Source organism: Nesterenkonia massiliensis, assembly GCF_000455245.1.
Lineage (GTDB): Bacteria > Actinomycetota > Actinomycetes > Actinomycetales > Micrococcaceae > Nesterenkonia > Nesterenkonia rhizosphaerae.
Map to the genome: position 1 here is coordinate 17,202 of NZ_HG005169.1, position 17,496 is coordinate 34,697.

General features: G+C 65.1%; 17 protein-coding genes and 1 tRNA gene. 6 read left to right on the forward strand and 12 right to left on the reverse strand.

Annotated features, from left to right (window positions below):
* Positions 1-4: 4 nt before the first annotated feature.
* From thiO to TX78_RS08655, 3 genes are all read right to left on the reverse strand, one after another.
* A complete protein-coding gene (gene thiO / locus TX78_RS08645; protein ID WP_044495522.1) occupies positions 5-1,228 on the reverse strand; it encodes a glycine oxidase ThiO in 1,224 nt (407 codons plus the stop codon).
* 379 nt (positions 1,229-1,607) lie between these two features.
* Positions 1,608-1,678: transfer RNA gene (locus tag TX78_RS08650), tRNA-Gly, on the reverse strand.
* A 157-nt stretch (positions 1,679-1,835) separates the two neighbouring features.
* Complete coding sequence (locus tag TX78_RS08655; RefSeq protein WP_044495523.1) at positions 1,836-2,933, reverse strand: NAD(P)/FAD-dependent oxidoreductase; 1,098 nt, start codon at positions 2,931-2,933, stop codon at positions 1,836-1,838.
* 93 nt (positions 2,934-3,026) lie between these two features.
* Between TX78_RS08655 and TX78_RS08660 the strand changes: the two genes are divergently transcribed.
* Both TX78_RS08660 and TX78_RS08665 read left to right on the forward strand, forming a co-directional pair.
* Entirely contained in the window at positions 3,027-3,665 is a 639-nt protein-coding gene (locus TX78_RS08660; RefSeq protein WP_044495525.1) for a malonic semialdehyde reductase, read from the forward strand.
* Positions 3,666-3,804: 139 nt separating this feature from the next.
* Positions 3,805-4,359: a type 1 glutamine amidotransferase domain-containing protein gene (locus TX78_RS08665; RefSeq protein WP_044495527.1), complete on the forward strand. Its 555-nt coding sequence runs from the start codon at positions 3,805-3,807 to the stop codon at positions 4,357-4,359.
* Positions 4,360-4,489: 130 nt separating this feature from the next.
* Here TX78_RS08665 and TX78_RS08670 read toward each other — a convergent pair whose 3' ends face one another.
* Positions 4,490-5,482: a bile acid:sodium symporter family protein gene (locus TX78_RS08670; protein ID WP_044495528.1), complete on the reverse strand. Its 993-nt coding sequence runs from the start codon at positions 5,480-5,482 to the stop codon at positions 4,490-4,492.
* 142 nt (positions 5,483-5,624) lie between these two features.
* On the opposite strand from TX78_RS08670, the gene thiE reads away from it, so the two are divergent.
* Complete coding sequence (thiE, locus tag TX78_RS08675) at positions 5,625-6,344, forward strand: thiamine phosphate synthase (RefSeq protein WP_044495788.1); 720 nt, start codon at positions 5,625-5,627, stop codon at positions 6,342-6,344.
* Here the strand turns inward: thiE and TX78_RS08680 are convergent.
* From TX78_RS08680 to TX78_RS08705, 6 genes are all read right to left on the reverse strand, one after another.
* The gene (locus TX78_RS08680; protein ID WP_049897691.1) at positions 6,341-7,201 is read right to left on the reverse strand and encodes a LysR substrate-binding domain-containing protein; all 861 of its coding nucleotides are present in this window, start codon (positions 7,199-7,201) and stop codon (positions 6,341-6,343) included. The two genes, thiE and TX78_RS08680, sit on opposite strands and share 4 nt — an antisense overlap.
* A 10-nt stretch (positions 7,202-7,211) precedes the next feature.
* Entirely contained in the window at positions 7,212-8,228 is a 1,017-nt protein-coding gene (locus TX78_RS08685) for a GNAT family N-acetyltransferase (protein WP_044495529.1), read from the reverse strand.
* A gap of 126 nt (positions 8,229-8,354) precedes the next feature.
* Entirely contained in the window at positions 8,355-9,083 is a 729-nt protein-coding gene (locus tag TX78_RS08690; RefSeq protein ID WP_049897693.1) for a dienelactone hydrolase family protein, read from the reverse strand.
* Between the two features lie 208 nt (positions 9,084-9,291).
* Positions 9,292-10,608, reverse strand: a complete 1,317-nt coding sequence (locus TX78_RS08695) for an ABC transporter substrate-binding protein (protein ID WP_044495530.1) — start codon at positions 10,606-10,608, stop codon at positions 9,292-9,294.
* A 90-nt stretch (positions 10,609-10,698) separates the two neighbouring features.
* Positions 10,699-11,625 (reverse strand): carbohydrate ABC transporter permease, encoded by a 927-nt coding sequence (locus TX78_RS08700; protein WP_407635385.1) that lies wholly within the window; start codon positions 11,623-11,625, stop codon positions 10,699-10,701.
* Entirely contained in the window at positions 11,622-12,611 is a 990-nt protein-coding gene (locus TX78_RS08705) for a carbohydrate ABC transporter permease (RefSeq protein WP_044495531.1), read from the reverse strand. The genes TX78_RS08700 and TX78_RS08705 overlap by 4 nt, the downstream gene beginning before the upstream one ends.
* 310 nt (positions 12,612-12,921) lie before the next feature.
* Between TX78_RS08705 and TX78_RS08710 the strand changes: the two genes are divergently transcribed.
* From TX78_RS08710 to TX78_RS08720, 3 genes are all read left to right on the forward strand, one after another.
* A complete protein-coding gene (locus TX78_RS08710; RefSeq protein ID WP_044495533.1) occupies positions 12,922-14,145 on the forward strand; it encodes an ammonium transporter in 1,224 nt (407 codons plus the stop codon).
* Positions 14,146-14,156: 11 nt separating this feature from the next.
* The gene (locus tag TX78_RS08715) at positions 14,157-14,495 is read left to right on the forward strand and encodes a P-II family nitrogen regulator (protein WP_044495535.1); all 339 of its coding nucleotides are present in this window, start codon (positions 14,157-14,159) and stop codon (positions 14,493-14,495) included.
* A 223-nt stretch (positions 14,496-14,718) separates the two neighbouring features.
* Complete coding sequence (locus TX78_RS08720; protein WP_044495536.1) at positions 14,719-15,534, forward strand: MerR family transcriptional regulator; 816 nt, start codon at positions 14,719-14,721, stop codon at positions 15,532-15,534.
* Between the two features lie 197 nt (positions 15,535-15,731).
* Here TX78_RS08720 and TX78_RS08725 read toward each other — a convergent pair whose 3' ends face one another.
* Positions 15,732-16,388, reverse strand: coding sequence for a helix-turn-helix domain-containing protein (locus TX78_RS08725; protein WP_044495538.1), 657 nt, complete (start codon positions 16,386-16,388; stop codon positions 15,732-15,734).
* A 71-nt stretch (positions 16,389-16,459) separates the two neighbouring features.
* Positions 16,460-17,496: FAD-dependent oxidoreductase (locus TX78_RS08730; protein WP_044495540.1), on the reverse strand; the 1,037-nt coding region annotated here is incomplete at its 5' end.

The window sequence follows — 17,496 nt, forward strand, 5'->3', positions numbered from 1 at the left end:
TCGGTCAGCGGGCCGGAGACATGGTCTCCAGGAGTTGCTGGTCGGTGTTGTCGAGGCCAGTGTCGTTGAGGCCAGTTGTCCCGGAGGTAGTACCACCGAGCAGGGCTGCGGCCAGTCGAGCCGCCAGCGGGGCAAGCAGGATCCCGTGGCGGGAAAAGCCTGTGGAGACGGCGACGGCGCCGTCGCCCTCATCAGCTGCCAGCAGACCGAGGTATGGCCGGTCATCCGGGGTGCCAGGGCGGGCGCGAGTAGTGATTTCCTCCAGCTGCATCTCGCGCACCGCAGGCAGCACTGTGGCGGCATCCTCCAACAGCTCAAGCACACTACCGGCGTGAGTGTCGGCCAGGTCGTCCTCACGGGAGGATGCGCCGATGACTAGTCCCCCATGAGCACGCGGCACCAAGTACACCGAGCGGCCGCCGACTTTGGCGCGCACCGTAGTGCTGAGCACATGGGATTCCCCCGGCAGCAGCTGGCTTGGGCGTACCCGCAGCCGCAGCACATCGCCGTGGACTGGTCGCAGGTGAAGCGGGTGCCGCTGCGGGATGCCGCCGATGCTGGTGTACCCGAGCCCGGGCACCAGCAGTGCTTTGTCCGCCTGGATATGGTGACCGTCTTCGGTAGTGAGCCGGACCCTGCCAGCTTCACGTTCGATCTCCGTGACGGAAGCTGCTACCCACTGCGCAGCAGGTCCGGCCTCAGGAAATGTGCCGCTGAGATCGGCGCTGAGCGCCGCGGTGGCGCATCTGGCCAGCTGGCGCGGATCCACTTGGTGATCGCTGGGCACGTCCCAGGCTTTGGCGACCGGGGCCAGGGCAGGCTCACGGCGCCGCAGGGCACTGGAGGTCAGCGGTTCAACCTGCATGCCGTGGCGCTGCTGAAGGTCAACTAAGTCGACGACGGCGGCGCGGTCACCGGGGTCAGCGGCCAGCAGCAGGGTGCCGTTCTCGAGGTAGCCGGTGGGCGTCGTCGTCGCCTGCTCCAGAGTGGCCAGCAGCTCCGGATACTCTGTGCGGGAGGCGGCCATCAGTGGCCAGAGTTCCTGCTGCCCGTACTGGACTTCGCTGATGGGGGCGAGCATGCCTGCGGCGGCATATGAGGCTCCGCTGACCGGGGCGGGATCGATGATGGTCACCGCATGTCCGGCTAGCCGCAGCCGCCAGGCGGAAAGGAGCCCGACCACTCCGGCACCGACCACGGCGGTCCTGATCTCCCTGCGCTCAGCCATGGCTCTAGCCTACTGAAACCGGCAGCGAATTCTGCCCGGGGGTTCAGGCTGCAGGACGTCGGGCAATAATGTCCCAGCGGTGCCAGTGCTTGGGTCCGCGCCCGCTAGGCCCATCATGCTCTTGTTCCTGCCCGGGGGTCAGCTCTCCAGGCTGAATTCCCATCCAATGGTGCAGAAATCGGTCTTTTCCGGGCCTTCAGCGCAACAACGAATGGGACAACGGGGAGCGGATCTCGGCGGATCCCATCGGTTGTTGCCGCTGAGCCCCCACTGGGCCGCGCCACGCCCATCCCACTACCGAGCTGACATCCCGGCACAGACGACAACGGCGGCCCGCCGGACCGATTCAACAGAGTCCAGTGAGCCGCCGTAGATGCGGAGCGGGCGACGGGAATCGAACCCGCGTCGTCTGCTTGGGAAGCAGAAGCTTTGCCATTAAGCTACGCCCGCTTGGCCGCCGCCATGAGTGCGAGTGATCCCACCGTGACGACGTGCTGATTAGTGTACTCCGATCAGGCGCTATCAATGGGACCAGGCCTCAAGCGCTGCTCGAGGCGCGATTTGAGCCGGTCGAGGCCGAACCCGAAAGCCCGTACTCAAGAAGCTCTCAAGGAGCCAGTGGCGCCAACTCCGGGACGTCCTCGCCGAGCACACCGCGGGCCAAGATATCTCCCAACAGCGGTCCCATGGTCAGCCCCGCCGGCCCATACCCCGAGGCCACCCAGACATCCGCGTGCCCCGGAAGCGTACCCACCACCGGCAGCCCATGATCAGCCAGCGGCCGCAGTCCCACCCGGGTCTCCAGCACCGTCGCCTCGGCGAGTCCCGGGGCAATACCGAGAGCGTCCTGCAGGACCTGCAGCTGCCCAGCAGCGGTGACCCGGGGATCAAATCCGCTGCCCGTTTCACGCGTGGCACCCACGGCCACACGGCCGCCGTCGAAAGCCACAATGTAGTGGTGCGACAGGGGGGCAATGGTCGGCCACGCGGAGGTGTCAGCCCCCTCAAGACGAAGGTGGGTGATCTGACCACGCTGCGGGGCCACCGGGACCGGAGCATGCGCAGCCTCCAGAAGCTGAGCACTCCACGCCCCTGCCGCTACGACGACGGCATCAGCGTCCAGCAGGCCATCCTCTACGCGCACAGCAGTACGGGCTCCATCCTTCACCAGTTGGGCATCAGAAGTGATCCGCTGTGCTCCGAGCGTCCCGGCTGCGGTGAGCAGAGCATCCCGCAGCGTTCGCCCGTCCACCCGACCGCCACCGGTGAGCAGCACCGCCTCCACATCCTCTGCCAGCGCGGGGAAGAGCTGCCGGGCCTCAGCGTTGGTCAGCCGCTGGACCTCACCCGCTACTGACCCGGCGACCTCGACCCGGGCACGGACCCTCTCCTCTGCCGCGTGCAGAAGCGCAGCATCCCGGTTCACTATCAAAGAACCAGTCCGCCTGTAATCGGTGCGGGTGATGCCAGCCTCTGCTAATTGCTCCAGCAGCACGGGATAGTAGGCGCCGCCTGCGGCATAGAGGTCATAGAAGGGCCCGGTGGCGGTGGATACCCATGGGGCGATGATGCCGGCACTGGCCGCCGTCGCCTGCCCCGGCGAGCCGTCATCGATGATGGTCACGGCAGCGCCTCTGCGCGCCAGCGCGAAAGCTACGGAGGCTCCGGCGATCCCTGCGCCCACAACAGCAATACGAGGTGACATAGCTCAAGCTTTTCACGGCCGCGGAAGAACCTGGCTCATCCCCGCGTTGCAGACCCTCGACACCAATTCACCGACCCCACGGAGATCATCCTGATGAGCACGCAGCAGAGCCCTTCCACCGACACCCTGTTGAAGGAACTGGAGCCCGATGCACTCCACCGTCTTTTCACCGGTGCGCATACTACGCACACATTCACTGATGAGCCTGTGGACCCTGCTCTGGTGCAGCGCGCATATGAGGATCTGCGCTGGGCTCCTACCGCGTTCAATTCCCAGCCGCTGCGGCTGACCGTGCTGACCCCCGGGGAGACCCGCGACGCCGTCATCAAGCACCTCATGGAGGCCAACCAGGCCAAGACCAAGGCGGCTCCGCTGACCATCGTTGCTGCCTACACCGCTGACTGGCACGAGCGTATGGATGTGCTGGCACCGCAGCGCGAGGGTGCACGCGAGAGCTTCGCGAATAAGGGCGGCATGCGTGAGAGTGTCGGCCAGCAGTCAGCGCTGATTCAGATCGGCTACCTGCTGCTGGCACTGCGCGCCCATGGATTGGAGGTGGGCCCCATGACCGGCCTGAATGCTGCTGGAGTGGACTCAGTGGTGCATACCGAGAACGGATGGAAGACCCTGGTGGTCATCAATGTGGGCCACGGGCCCAACCCTGCCGATGAGGATGCGATCCGTCCCCGCGGTGGCCGCTTGGACTTCGACGACGCCGCCCAGGTGCTCTGAGCTCCGCGATGCGGCCGCGGTCACCATCGCGCGCTGGCCGTCCAGGGAACATTGAGCCGATGTCCCCTGCGGCCCAAGCTGCGACTCCTAGCGTGATCAGCGACAGCGCATGCTGCTTTGACCCGAGAAGGAGGACTTCATGAGCCACATCACTGGTAAGAAGATCGCCCTGCTGACCACCAACGGCGTGGAGCAGCCCGAGCTGACCGAGCCCCTTGCCGCCATTAAGGAACACGGCGGCACTCCCGTCCTCGTCTCCCCCGAGGAGGGGCAGATCCAGGCCATGAAGGGTGACTGGGAGCATGCCGATCACTTCGACGTCGACGTTGCTCTCTCCTCCGCGAACCCGGATGACTACGACGGACTGGTGCTGCCCGGCGGCACCTTGAACGCAGACACGCTGCGCATCAACGAGGACGCCCAGAAGTTCGTCAAGGCTTTCTTCGACGCCGGCAAGCCCGTGGCGGCGATCTGCCACGGACCTTGGATCCTCACCGAAATCGGCGCCGTCCAGGGCCGCACGGTCACCAGCTACCCGTCTTTGAAGACAGACCTGACCAACGCTGGCGCTGAGTGGGTGGATGAATCCGCAGTGGTCAGCGACGGTCTGGTCACCTCGCGGACTCCCGATGACCTGGAGGACTTCAACCAGGCCTTCCTGGACTTAGTCTCAGATGACTCAGAAGCGCCCTGATCACCACTAGACACAATGACGTTAAGCACGATGACGGCGGCTCCCCTGGTACACAGGAGGGCCGCCGTCGTCGTGTGTGGGGTTCCCTAGACCGGAACCTCTAGACCGGTACTCTTCAGGCAGTACTTCTTCAGTCCTGGGCTACCTCAGGGGCGGCCCGGCGCCTGCCCCAGTAGGAGGCCAGCAGGCCGCCGGAGATGTTGTGCCAGACCGAGAAGATCGCTCCCGGGAGCGCCGCCTCCGGGGAGAAGTGCGCGCTGCCCAGACCGGCGGCCAGCCCGGAGTTCTGCATGCCGACTTCCACCGAGATCGCGCGTCGGGTGGGCACCGGTGCCCGGGTCAGTGCCGCGGCGGCATAGCCCAGTCCGTAGCCCATCAGGTTATGGATCATGATGCCCACAATCAGCAGCACTCCGGCCGAGGCCAGCACGTCGTGGGAGCCTGAGACCACGGCGAGCACCACATAAGTGATACCCAGCACCGAGATCCAGGGCAGTGCAGGCTGGATAGCCACCACGATGCGCGGCAGCAGCAGACGCAGCACAATGCCTGCCACCACGGGGATCAGCACAATCTGCACAATGCTCTTGGCCATATCACCGGCAGGCACCGGCAAATACTGACCTGCCAGCCACAGCGTCAGCAGTGGAGTCAGCAGTGGTGAGAGCAGGGTAGAGATAGAGGTCATGGTCACCGAGAGGGCGACGTCGCCGCGGGCCAGATAGGTCACCACATTCGACGAGGTCCCGCCGGGGACAGAGCCCACCAGGATCATGCCGGCAGCCAGGGCCGGAGGCAGCTGCAGTACCCAGGCAATGGCAAAGGCCAGCAGCGGCATCAGCGCGAACTGGAAGGCCACACCGGCAATGACCGGAACGGGCCTGCGCAGCACCAACGCAAAATCCGGCAGAGTCAGAGTCAGGCCCATGCCGAACATGATGATCATCAGCGCATAGGTCACCCCGGCGCTGAGCGGAGAGAACGTCGCCGGAGCCAGCAGGGCGGCGACGGCGCCACCGATGATCAGCAGCGGGAAGACGGTGACAGCGAGCTTCGCGCTGCGCGGAGACTGGTCAGCCGGTGCCGCAGTGCGGGACTCAGCCGGTGATGTAGAACGGGACACAGCTCACATCTTCGGAGTACCTGTGTCCACGGTCAACGCCGGCTATCAGGCTGCTCACCATATGGACGCAGGTCAGCGCCGTCTCAGCAGGCACCGGCGGGAATCCAGCAGATGCGAAGCCTTCTGCTTTAGTCTCGGAAGCATGAGCGAATCCGCCCTGACCCCCGAGCCCTCCGAACTGGGCCAGCTGCGCCGTGAGCGACTGCTGTCCGCCCGCCTCTACGTCTGCACGGATCTTCAGCGATTCATTCTTCGGCCTGACGCCGGACCCGTGGATGAGCTGGATCTTGAGTCCCTGCGTCAGTTCTACGTGGACGCCTTCACCGGTGGGGTGGACATTATCCAGGTCAGGGATAAGAACGTCTCAGTGCAGACCGAGATTGCCGCACTGACCCTGCTGAAACAGGTCGCCGATGAACACGGTGGACTCTCGGCCGCCAATGACCGGGCGGACCTGGCGCTGATCACCGGGGTGGATGTCTTCCATGTGGGCCAGGAGGATCTCTCCACTGACCAGGCGCGCGCCATTCTGGGCGACGACGTCGTGATCGGCCGCTCCTGCCGCACCTTCGAGCAGGTGCGGGCAGCAGTGGAGGACATCGGCATCGACTACTACTGCACCGGGCCCGTATGGGAGACCCCCACGAAGCCCGGCCGGGCCGCTGTGGGCACTGAGCTCCCGGCACGCGCTTCAGTCCTGGAGACTGCCAAACCGTTCTTCGCCATCGGCGGCATCAATGCTGAGAATCTGCACGAGGTCACCGAGGCCGGTGCCGAGCGGGTTGTGGTGGTTCGGGCTGTCACCGAGGCAGCAGACACCGTGGCTGCCGCGCAGGCGCTGCGCGAACAGCTGCCGGGTTAGCGACGGCGCGAGGGCTTCCTGCCCTTAGCTGGCTTGGATCCGCGCGGGGCAGGCCCCCGGCGCTGTGCAGCCGGCTTGCCGGTCGCGCCTTTGGCTCCTTTTGCCTTGCCGCTACCTTTGGTGTCAGCCTTCTTCGGCGCTGCGGACTGAGTCTGCTGCAGTTCGCTGCGTCCAGAGCCTGGCTTGCGACCCCTGGCAATGCCGACGAACTCCTGGATGTCCTCGCTGTCACGCTCGCGCAGCCAGGCCAGACCCACCTGCCAGCCGGGCAGCCCCTCCACGGTGCGGATCACCACGTCCTTACGTGAGAGCATCCGGGCCACGGAGTTCGGCAGGATCAGCAGACCTGCACCGGAAGCCACCACCTCAAGGGCCATCCGCTCACCGCGGCCCAACTCCGCCCCCGTTTTAGGAACATCAGGCTCCGGATCCTGCTCCACCATCTGGTCCGGGGTGAAGAAGGTTTCCTGTTCGATCTCCGCCCAGGGCACCACATCCTCAGCTGCGGCTACCCAGTGTTCGGCCGAGGCACAGACCACCGGAAGCTCCTCGTAGAGCCACACCCGGTGCAGCACATCAGTGTCTACGTCCTGTTCCGCCCGCACCCGCACGTAGCCGACATCCGCCAGCCCGGCTTCCAGGCGCTGTGGCTGGCGGGCGTCGTCGTCGTAATAGTCCACGCACAGCGGGATATGCCGGTACCGGTCCCGCCAGCGGTGCGCCCATTTATCCGGTGTGGCTCCGGGCAGCGCGGCGAGCCGGATCCCGGCTGGACGGCTGGGCGCGCCCTCCGGTTGATCCTGCTCGGACTGGTCCTGCTCGGACTGGTTCTGTTCGGGCATGGTCAGGTCGGACATGGTCAGAAGATCAGTGCTTGTCAGCCGGCTGTTGGTAGCGGCGCATGGCGGCGCTGGTGTGTTTCACAGCGAATCCGAGGCGCTCGTACAGCCTGGTGGCGCCGGTGAGGGACTCGGAGTCCACGTCCAACTCAATGACGTCGTAGTCACCGCTGCTGGCTGCGGCTTCGATAGTGTGCGCCAGGACCGCGCTGCCCAGCCCATTGCCGCGGGCAGCGGGGACTGTGCCCACCAGGTTCACATAGAGCTCGCGGTCCACCCACTGGCCGCACAGCGCATAGGCCAGCACGGCCCCAGAAGCATCCACTGCAATCCGCGAAACGGCCGCGCGGTTGCTGCGGGAGGTCCAAGTCTCATGCCATACCGAAGGCGACGGCGGGGCGCTGCCCCAGTGGTCCACGAAGGCCGCTGCGTGGGCTTCGAACACTGCTTTCTCATCACTCTCCTCCGGTGCCCGCACGGTAACTCCCTCAGGGAGCTGGCGGCCCCCAGTGATGGCGGCAGCGGAGTCCGGGGAGTGCGTCTGGTTCCAGCTCAGCGGACGGCTCATCAGATTGAAATAGCGGGCCACCTGGTAGCCGCGGGCCAGGTGGAAGGTCCGCGCTGAGGACTCTTCCAGTCCGCCGCCGGTGGCAAAGTAGTACTGCACTCCGGGGTAGCGATCCGCGACTTTCTGCGCACCGCGGGCCTCGAGCTTCTGCATCAGCTGGGTCCCGATGCCGCGACCGCGGTGCTCCACGTGCACGCCACCTTCTAACGGCACCCCGGCATTGCCTTCGTGGTCCAGACTCTGGCGTAGCCGCGCTACTCCGAACGCCACCAGCTCTTCGGTTCCGCTCTCAGAGTCCGCCCATATCGCCACAGTGTCCTGGACGGGGTCCAGGTGGGGGTCCTCAAGCTCCTCAGCAAGGTCTTCGGCCGAGTAGAACTCCTCAGTACCGTCCACGACGGCCAGGTGATTGACCAACTCCGCCCACGCCGCGGTATCAGCGGTGGTTAGGGTGCTCCAGCGGTATGACGTACTCATGACTTAACCCTATGTCACCGGTTCGGTCGCGCACTGTGACCCTTGTTCACGTCGAAACCGAGGCTGACAGGCCGAAAATACCGTCAAGCCGCGTGACCGAACGCGTAACCCCGCCCGCGGAGAGGCTTACGCGACCTTCTTGCGCAGGAAGTCCACCGCCCGGTCCCAGGCCAGTCTGGCGGCGTCGGGATCGTAGGTGCCGATGAGGTTCTCGTCATTGTGGAAGGCGTGGCCGGCGTCATAGTAGAAATACTCCACCTCAGCGCCGGACTCCTCGCGGATCTGCTGCTCCTGAGCGCGCGCCTGGTCCACCGGGTAGCTCTCATCGTGTTCGGCATAGTGTCCCTGCACGGCCGCACGCACCCCGGCGTAGCTGTTCGGGATGCCCTGGCCCACACCGTAGAACGGCACTGCGGCAGAGACCTTCTCGCCCTGCTGTGCGGCCAGTGCGAGCACGAATCCGCCGCCCATGCAAAAACCGATGGCACCCACGGTCTTGGAGGTCACCGCCTCGTGGCCGAGCAGATAGTCGGTGGCGGCAGCCAGCTGACGTGCGCCCTCCTCGGCCGGGAGCTTGGACATCATCTCACCGGCCTCCTCGCCGTCGTGGGTGATCCAGCCGCCGTAGAGATCGGGGGCCAGAGCGACGAATCCCTGGACTGCCAACCGGTCGGCCACCTCTTTGATGTGGTCGGTCAGTCCCCACCATTCCTGGATGACGATGACGGCGGGCCCGGATCCTGAGGGCGGGGTGGCTAGGTAGCCGTGGCCGGTGTCGGTGACCTCTGCCGGTGCCGACACTCCGTCGTTGTGCAAAGGGAAGGTGACGTTCTGATGCGGGGTTTTCTCGGCCAATGTGCCCTCCTGAAGATCTAGGTCTTGTGGTGCGTCCCCCTGCAGCTCACTGTAGCTAACGACGACGCCGCCACAACAGGCCGCCACAACGGCTGGCATTCGCCGGAGCTAGAGACAGAAAGTCCCACCCGTTGTTGCGCTCAAGGCCCGGAAATGGGCGGTTCGCGCAACAACGGATGGGACGATCCGGCGGGTTCCTTCTTAAGGATTAGTCCAGCTCGGAGGCCAGCTCAGATTCGTAGAGCTCCTCAAGCTGTGTCTGCAGGGCCTCCAGCTGCTCGCGGACGTCGCCGTCGCCGGTCAGGATGGCCTGCAGGGTCTGGGACAGTTCCAGGTCACCGCCGGGCAGGAACACCCGGGCGTTGTCCTGGCTGCGGCTGCGGGAGAGCTGCTCCACAGCGGTCTCGAACTGCGGGGTCTCGGCGTAGACATCGCTCATATCCGAGTCCTGGTTGACCGGGACGTAGCCGGTGGCCTGGGAGAAGCGAGCGGTGTTCTCAGGCTGAGTCATGTGGCCGATGAACATGGCAGCAGCCAGCTGCTTCTCCGGGGAGGAGGCAGAGGCGATCATCAGACCCGCACCACCGGTGGGAGTCTCGCCCTCAGCGGCAGGACCACCGGGCAGGAAGGCAGTGCCCACCTCGAAGTCGGCCACGGAGAGGATGCCCACCAGGGAGCCGGTGGAGGCGATGGCCTGGGAGGTCACGCCGGCACCGAAGTCATCATCAGGGGTGGTGGAGGAGACGGTGGCCCAGTCGCCGACGCCGTCCTGTGCGAACTCCAGGGCCTCCACAGTGCCGTCGGAGGCGATGGCGGAGAAGTCCCAGTCCTCGCTCCATGCGCCGCCGTAGGCCCACGCCAGGTTGGCAGCGGTCCAGGACACGTAGGAGTCAGCGGAGGGGAAGGAGAAGCCGGAGTCGGTCAGACCGGCTTCCACCAGCGCGCGACCGTTCTCTGCGACCTCTTCCCAGGTGGTGGGCACCTCCAGGCCGAGCTCCTCGTACTGGTCTGCGTTGTAGTAGAACAGCGGGGTGGAGCGTGCATAAGGTGCCCCGTAGTGAGCGTCCTCGTAGAGGTAGTCATCGTAGAGGGCGGTCACAAAGCGGCTGGTGTCTACCTCGGCTGCTTCCAGCAGCTCATCAACCGGTGCCAGCGCATCGTTGAGGTAGCTGGGGAACCAGGTGGCGTCGGAGAGCACGATGACATCAGCGTTGGAGCCGCCGCCGGTCTGGAACCACTGCGAGGTCTCCTCGTAGTTGGCGCCGGAGGTGATGACCTCCACCTCAATGCCGGTCTCGTCGGTGAACTCCTCGATCAGCTCGTTCTCGATGTCCTGGGAGCCACCGGGGTGGTTGGTGGCGAAGATGATCGAGTCAGCTGACTCCACGGAGGACCAGTCGGTGTCGTTGGTTTCTGCTTCGGCGGATTCGCCGGAGGTGTCGGGGCCGCAGGCAGTCAGTGCCAGGGCGGCCAGGGAGAATACCGCGGTGCCGCGCAGGGCACGACCGGTAGACAGCTTCTTCATGGTGCTCCTTGATTCTTCAACAGGTGGTTCTTCATGGGTGATTCAGGTTGTCGCAACGCCGACGACGACGCCGGACCCTGACCTAAGGGGCTATTTCACGGCCCCCTGGGTCAGGCCCGCCACGATGTAGCGCTGCAGGGCGGCAAAGACTATGAGCATCGGCACGATCACCAGCACCGCGCCGGCCATGAGGATGCCGTAGCTGGCGGTGGTGGTTTCGATCGAGCGCAGCAGGTTCAGGCCCACCGGCAGAGTCATCTTGTCCGGGGTATCGGTGATGATCAGCGGCCACAGGAAGCTGTTCCATTCGTTGACCACGGTCACCAGAGCCACTGTGGCGATGGCTGGCAGGGATACCGGCAGCGCAATCTGGAACAACTTGCGGAAGTGTCCGGCGCCGTCGAGCTCTGCAGCTTCGAAGAGCTCCTTGGGCAGTGCTTTGAAGTGCTGGCGCAGCAAGAAGGTGCCGAAGGCGGTACCGAGTCCGGGCAGGATGATGCCCCAGAGCGTGTTGCGTCCGCCCAGGCCGGTGATGGTCAGGTAATTCGGCAGCATGGAGACCTCGGCGGGCACCATCAGGGCCACCAGGATGCCCAGGAAGATCAGGTTGGCGCCCGGGACGCGAATGAAGACCAGCGCGTAGGCGGTGGTGATGGCCAGCAGCACCTTGATAGTGGAGCCGATGACGGTGACGTAGATGCTGTTGCCCAGGACGGTCAGCAGCGGCACCCGGCTGGCCACGGCGTCGTAATTATCCAGGGTGGGTTCCTGAGGCAGGAGGGTGGGGTTCAGCGTGACGATCTCACCGGCGGGCTTGAAGCTGGAGGAGATCATCCAGCCCAGCGGCAGCACGATGATCAGCATCGCAATGATGATGGGCAGGTAACCGGTCAGCAGGGTGTCGGCCAGGTGGCGAGGCTCGAAGGCGCGTCGCCAGGCGGCCCGGGGTTTGACCGTGGGCTGGCTGACTGCCCGCGCGGCGGCCGCAGGAGTAGTGGGAGTGTTGGTCAGGCTCACTGGTAGTGCACCTTCCTCTCCACGAAGCGCAGCTGGACTGCGGTGATCACGAACAGCGTGAAGAACAGGACGACGGCGATGGCAGCCGAGTAGCCGGCACGCTGATAGGCACCGAAGCTCTGCAGGTAGATCTCAAAGATGATGGTGTTGGTGCCGTGTCCGGTGGGGGTCATGGTGCGCAGAATGTCGAAGGCGCGCGTCATCGAGAAGATGATGTTGGTGACCAGCAGGAAGAACACGGTGGGGGTCAGCAGTGGCAGGGTGATGCTGAAGAACCGGCGGATGGGACCAGCCCGGTCGATGGTGGCAGCTTCGATGAGGTCCTGCGGGATGGACTGCAGCCCGGCCAGGAAGACCACTGCGCAGTAACCGAGATTGGCCCAGACGTAGACGATGATGACCATCAGCAACGCCCAGTCCTCGTTTAAGTACCACTCTGGGGAGGCGATCCCGAAGAAGCCGAGAATATGGCTCAGCGCACCGCGGGCTGGGTCGAAGATGAAGTTCCAGACCAGAGCGATACCCACACCGGAGAGCACATAGGGACTGAAGACTGCCGTGCGGGCGATCGTGCGTCCAGGCAGCTTCTTGTTCAGCACCAGGGCGATCAGCAGACCCAGCACCATGGAGCCAATGACGGCCCCGGCGGTGAAGATGCCGGTGACCCGCCAGACTTCGACCCCGGAGGGTGAGGTGAAGAAGCGGATGTAGTTGTCCAGGCCCACCGAGGTGGCGCGCGGGGAGCCCAGCCGCCAGTCGAGGGTGGAGTAGTACATGTTGCTGATCAGCGGGTAGTAGATGAAGGCGAGGATCAGCAGGATGTTGGGTCCGGCGAAGAGCAGGAACAGGCTCCAGTTCTTGGAGCTCTGGCGCCGTCGTGCGCGTTTGCGCTCAACTGCCAGCACCGCTTCGTCTGGGGCGGTGGGCGGATCGGCCGGGGTCTGCGGTTCTTCCGCAGCGCGCCGCTCCTGGGTCTGAATTGCCATGGGTGTGGTGAACCTCTCTGTGCTTCCGCGTCATTGTGTGGTGGCGAATCGACGTCGAGGTGGCGAGAAGGTGAACCCAGAGTGAAGATCTCGAATCAAATCGGGGTGGGCTTCAAAATCACAGAGGTCACTTTCGTTACTCAGTTATTGCCCCGGCGACACCTGTCTGAAATAAACCGCTGTTTACTGTTATAAAACGCTGTTCACTCGTTTGAGACACGCGTTTTTCACTCCAGTTCACCGCACTTGCGTAATAGCACTCACCACACTGAACCGATCACTCGCACTAACTGAATGGAGGTCTGCACGGATGGTAGATCCACAGGAAATGGCAGACGTTGCGTGGATTCTGGCCGCTATGACAGTGGTCTTACTGATGTTCCCCGGCCTGGCGCTCTTCTACGGCGGCATGTCAGGATCCAAGAGCGTCCTGAACATGTTCGCCATGACGCTGACCACCTTGGGCACGGTCGCCACCATCTATGTGCTCTTTGGGCACGGCATGGTGCTGGGCGAATCCCTGGGCGGCATCATCGGCAACCCCGCCGACTACTTCGGCATGGTGGGGCATGAGGAGTCAGGGGTCGACGGCGGCTTCTCGGAGACCGTCGACCTGGCCTTCTACACGCTTTTCGCCTGCATCACCGTCTCGATCATCGCCTCAGCCGCGCTGGGACGCATGAAGTTCTCCGCCTGGCTGGTCTTCTCGGTGGTGTGGGCCACGCTGGTCTACTTCCCGCTGGGCCACTGGGTCTTCGGCGACGGCTGGATGATCAACACGCTGAACTTCCACGACTATGCCGGCGGCACCGCAGTGCATATGGCTTCTGGATTCGGGGCTCTTGCGCTGGCCCTAGTGCTGGGCAAACGCAAAGATATGGATGACCGTCCGCACAGTATGCCGCTGGTGCTGCTGGGTGCCGGCATCCTGTGGATGGGCTGGTTCGGCTTCAACGGCGGCACAGCAGGCGGAGCGAACTACCTGGCACAGTGGACCATCATGACCACCCTCTTCGCCGGAGGCACCGGCATGCTGGGCTTCATGGCCTATGAGAAGATCCGCACAGGCAAGGCCACGGTGCTGGGCATGTGCTCGGGCATCATCGCAGGACTGGTGGCCATCACTCCGGCAGCCGACGCCGTGGAGCCCTTCGGCGCCCTGGCGCTGGGCTTCATCGCCGGAGCCTTCGTGGCCTGGGCCTGCACCTGGAAGGTCAAGCTGGGCATCGATGAGTCGCTGGATGCGTTCGCGGTGCATGGTGTGGGCGGCATCGTCGGAGCGCTGTTCGTGGTGTTCTTCGGATGGGCCACCTACACCGCCGATGAGCCTATCCGCGGCATCATCTTCGGTGGAGAATGGAGCCTGCTGCTGGGCGAGATCGCCGCCATCGGCGTCACCTGCATCTATGCCTTCGGCGTCACCTGGATCATCGCCAAGGTCATGGACAAGACTATGGGGATCCGGGTCACGGAGGATACCGAGGAGGACCTCGACTTCACCCTGCACGGCCAGACCGCCTACGACATCAAGTGAGGATCTGAACTATGAAGCTCATCACCGCCATCATCCAGCGGAAGAAGCTCGACGACGTCACCGAGGCTCTCGCGGCCAAGGGCGTGGGCGGCCTCACCGTCTCAGACGTGCAGGGCCACGGCACGCAGAAGGGCCGGCGTGAGATCTTCCGCGGCAAGGAGTTCACGGTGGACTTCCTGCCCAAGACTCGCATCGATGTGGTCATCCCTGCTGAGGAGGCAGAGGAGATCATCGAGACGATCGCCTCCGCGGCCCGGACCGGGGAGATCGGCGACGGCAAGATCTGGTCCACCCAGCTCTCCGGCGTGGTGCGGGTGCGCACCGGCGAGCACGGCGCCGACGCCATCTAAGATGGCGCTTCCACAGTTGCTTGGGCACTTTCTCCGCTATGAGGGCGGGTTCTCCCGCTGAGAACGGAGAAAGTGCCCAAGCAACATCACCGGGGGTGCTGCTTCTCCAGGGAGCGGCACCTCATCCTTGTCTGCTGTGCGGGGCGAGGAGACGTCGTCGCCGGCGGGGTCCCTGCTGTGCCAGGCTTGACCCTGACACAGTGTCAGACGATGAGGTGGAACCGTGTTATCCATCGGAGCCTTCGCACAGATCGGCCAGGTCACCCACCGCATGCTGCGGCACTGGGACCGGGCCGGCCTCCTGGTGCCTGCACACACTGATCCCTTCACCGGCTACCGGTCCTATGACCCCGAACAGCTCGAGCGGCTGCACCGCATCATGGCGCTGCGCCAGCTGGGCTTCGGGATCGAGGACATCGCGGCTCTGCTCTCCGATGGGGTGGACGCCGAGGCGCTCACCGCCATGCTGTGGCGGCGCCGCGCCGAGGTGGAGGAGGAGTACACGACGGCGGCCGCTCGGCTTGCCGACGTGCAGCGGAGGCTCCACCTCATCGAAAGGAAGAGTCCCGTGTCCCAGATGGACATCATCAAGAAATCACTGCCCTCGGTGCGGCTGGCCGCCCGGACTTCCACAGTGGGCGAGCAGCCGGAGATCGCCGGCGTCGTCGGTCCGGCCTTCGACAGCATCGCTGCCATCATCGGCGATGCCTGCGGGACCCTGGAGACCCCGATCGCCGTCTACTCGATGACCGAGGACAGCACCCATGTCACCGTGGGATACGCCTACGGCGGCCAGGCCAGGGATGGCTTTGAGATCATCACCCTGCCGGCGGAGGAGCAGGCGTTCGTCACCGTCCATCTCGGGGCCATGGACCGGATCCATCACAGCTGGCAGGCCCTGCATGAGGAGATCCTGGCGCGCGGATTCGAGCCCTCGGGGCCCTGCCGGGAGCTCTACGTCCGGGCTGAGTCCGAGGACCAGGCCGACTGGGTGACCGAGCTGCAGCAGCCCGTCCGCCCCGCGCCGAACCACCGCTGAGCTGACCTTCAGTGATGCCCTCGGGGCACGTCCCCGGCACCTCTACGCGTTGCTTGGGCACTTTCTCCGCTATGAGCGCGGATTTTCCGGGTGAGAACGGAGAAAGTGCCCAAGCAACTGAACTGGGGGGTGCAGCGCTTGAACCAGGCTCGGCGGCTTCGCCGACGGCAACCCTAGCCCGCCGTGCTCAGCACCGATCAGTGGGAGGTGTTGTCCGGGAAGGCGATCACTGAGAGGAACCGGATGGGCAGCTCCACCAGCTTGGTGGGGCCATGCGGGGCTTCGCCGTCGAACTGCAGGCAGTCCCCCGGACTCAGCCGGTAGCTGGAGATGCCGTGGCCGTACTCCATGACGCCCTCCAGCTGGTAGATGAACTCGGTGCCGGGGTGCTGGAACAGCGGATAGGCATCGGAGTCCTGGCTCAGGGTCACCATCAGGGACTCCAGCCGCTTGTGCTGACCCCGCAGGGCACCCAGCAGCTCATAGGCGTGCCCGGCCTTGGTGCCGTTGCGGGTGATCATCGGGCCGCTGCCCGCGGCGGTGTAGACGGCTTCCCGTTCGGCATCAGCCCCGCGGAACAGCGAGGTCACCGGCACATCGAGCCCCTGGGCCAGCATGGACAGAGTGGTCAGCGAGGAGGAGGTCTGGGCGTTCTCTATCTTGGAGAGCATCGCCTTGGACAGCCCCATCCTGGCCGCCATGTCCGAGACCGAGAGACCGTGCTGCTGGCGCAGCGCCCTGACGTTGAAGCCGATGATCTCCGCCAGGTTCTCATGTGCCAGCGGCTCTCCGGCGCTGCGCTCACGGGCGCTGCCGGCGATATTGCGAAGCAAGGGGTCCGGGCGCGAGGTCATCCACCCAGGATAATGGACGTTTCTCACCAGGAGACTGTGCGCGAGCCGGGACGGCCTCTGGAACGATGTGCTCAGCGGCGGAGGGCGAAGCGTGAAACTGCCGGTCTGCCCTCGACCAGGTCGCTGATGAGCCGCCCGATCAGCGGGGCGAACTTGGCGCCGTGCCCGGAGCAGGGTGAGGCCACTGTCAGTGAGCCCTCGCCGACCGGCACCGCATCCAGCAGGAAGTCCTGGTCCCCGGTCATGGTGAACAGGCAGCTCATCTCTGCGGTGGGCTGCGGCTCCAGTCCGGGGAAGTGCCGCTGCAGGTACGTCTGCACTGCCTGCCGTGCCCGCGGGTCGATGACCTTGTCCCGCCCGCTGGCGGTGGTGGTCACGGCACTGTCGAACTGGCCGATCTTCATGGCAGGTTCAGGGCCGCCGTCGGAGCCTGAGGGCAGTGTGTAGAACTCGCCGTCGCCGGCTTCAGCCAGGCCCTTGTGCACCACCGTGGGATAGTGCGCCTGCGGGTCACGCTGCCGGAAGTGGAAGACCTCCTGCTGCTTGACGGTGAAGTCCGGCAGCGGCACCTTGGCCCTCTCCAGGTCCAGGTCCTGAAAGAGGGTGGGCTGCTGTTCGGGCAGCCATCCGCCGGTGCAGAGCACCACATGGGCCGCCTGCCAGGAGGCGCCGCCGCTGGTGTGCACCGTGATGCCGGCACCTCCAGTCTCCAGACGCTCTACGGCGGCGCCGGTGACCAGCTGCGCACCGGCGGCCTGCGCGAGTGCCGTCATCGCCTCCAGGGTGGCGTCGGCGTTGAGCCAGCCGGCGTGCTCATGGAAGCAGGCGGGTTCGTCCACGCGCAGTCCCGGCCAGCGTTCGGCCACCTCAGCGGGGTCCAGCAGCTCCGCGGCCACGCCTGAGGAGGCTAGGAGCTGCTGCAGGTCAGCGGTGCTGCGCTTGGTGCCGGTGTCCAGTCCCCCGGTGAAGGTGCGCAGCTGCTGTCCGCTCTGGGCTTCCAGCTGCTGCCACCAGGGCTCTGCGGCTCCGGTGAGCTGCACGTAGAAGGGGTCGGCATAGGCGCGGCGGAAGATCCGCGAACTGCCGTGGGAGCTGCCGTGGTCATGCC